At 75.3% G+C, this 1,554-nt stretch carries 1 protein-coding gene and 1 pseudogene; both read left to right on the top strand.

Annotation, left to right across the window (positions count from 1 at the left end):
* Positions 1 to 99 (top strand): annotated as a pseudogene (locus tag JNW87_RS41145) (deoxyribonuclease IV); the annotation flags it as partial.
* Between the two features lie 250 nt (positions 100 to 349).
* Positions 350 to 1,405 carry a MinD/ParA family protein gene (locus JNW87_RS38575; RefSeq protein ID WP_375373612.1) on the top strand — a complete coding sequence of 352 codons (1,056 nt, stop codon included), beginning with the start codon at positions 350 to 352 and terminating at the stop codon, positions 1,403 to 1,405.
* Positions 1,406 to 1,554 lie beyond the last annotated feature (149 nt).

The following is a 1,554-nucleotide window of genomic DNA, read 5'->3' as shown; positions in this document are numbered from 1 at the left end:
GCCCACGCCGGCGGCGAGGACCTGCTGGGGCTGGTCGACCGGGTCAAGGCGATCACCGGCCGGATCGACCTGGTGCACGCGAACAACTCCAAGGGCGCCGGCGATAGGGCACCCCGCCGAGCTGTCGTACGGCGCCGAGCCGGCCTACCGCGTCGAGGCGACCTACCGGGTCGAGCCGGCCTACCGCGTCGACCCCGGGTACCAGGCCGAGCCGCGCTACCGGGCGGAGCCGTCCTATCCGGCGGAGCCCGGCCACGCCGCGGAACCGGCCTACCGGGCCGAGCCGCCGTACCGGGCGGAGCCCGAGCCGGGCTACCCCGACCGGGAGCCGCGCCGGGGGTCCGCCTCCGTGGAGTCCCGGTACGCCGTCCTGGACAACGGGTACCGGCACGAGCCGCCGCCGGTCGAGTCCCGCTACGCGCTGCTGGACAACGGCGGCTACCGGCCGGAGACGTACCAGCCGCCCGAGCCCGCCTACCAGCCGCCGGAGCCGGTGGCCCCGGCGCCGGCCGGGTACCAGCAGCCGGCGATCGCCGAGTCCTACCCGCCCCGGATCGAGCCGGCCCGCGTCGAGTGGCGGGCCCCCGCCCCGGAGAGCGAGGTGGACCGGGCGGCCGGGGTGCTCCGCCGCGAGCTCGGCACGCCACGGGTGCTCGCCTTCGCCAACCCGAAGGGCGGCGTGCACAAGACCACCGCCACCGTCCTCGCCGCCGCCACGGTGGGCAGCGTCCGTGGTCGCGGGGTGCTCGCCTGGGACGACAACGAGCTGCGCGGCACCCTCGGCCTGCGCGCCGGCAGCGCCCGCCACGCCCGGACCATCCGGCACCTGGTCGGCGACCTCGCCCAGATCGAGATCCTGGAGGGCGAGACCCTGCTGGCCCACCTCGACGACTACCTGCGGCACGCCTCCGACGGCTCGTACGACGTGCTGGCCGGGGAGGAGAGCCCCCGGTTCGCCCAGCGGCTGGACCAGTTCATCGTCAAGCGGGTGCTGGAGCTGCTGCGGCGCACCCACGACGTGGTCTGCGTGGACACCGGCAACAACGTGGAGAGCCCGAACTGGCGTACCGTCATGCAGGCCGCCGACCAGCTCGTGGTGACCACCGTGCCGCGCGAGGACGCCGCGTTCAGCGCGGACTGGATGCTCGACCTGCTGCACGAGGTGGGGATGGGGGAGCTGGCCGACAACGCGGTCACCCTGATCTCCTGCCCGACGCCGGGCCGCTCGTCGCTGCAGAGCGACCTGGAGCGGCACTTCGCCACCCGGACCCGGGCCGTCGCCGTGGTGCCGTACGACCCGGCGCTGGAGACCGGCTCCTCGATCGAGTACCACCAGCTCCAGCCGGAGACTCGGCAGGCCTGGCTCAAGGCCGCCGCGGTGATGCTGGAGCCGTTCGCCCGCTGACCGCCACCGCCGCCCCACGGCCGACCATCGCCTGAGAGGATCATCGGGTGAGTTCGGACACCCCTGATCCCGAGCGGGCCGCGCACCGGCCCGACGAGCCCGCTCGCGCCGGTGCTGAGCCCGAGCCCGAGCAGCCGGCCGTCGACCCG

The sequence above is a fragment of the Micromonospora sp. ATA51 genome, assembly GCF_016802855.1.
GTDB lineage: Bacteria > Actinomycetota > Actinomycetes > Mycobacteriales > Micromonosporaceae > Micromonospora > Micromonospora sicca.
This window is presented reverse-complemented; position numbering and strand designations above follow the sequence as displayed.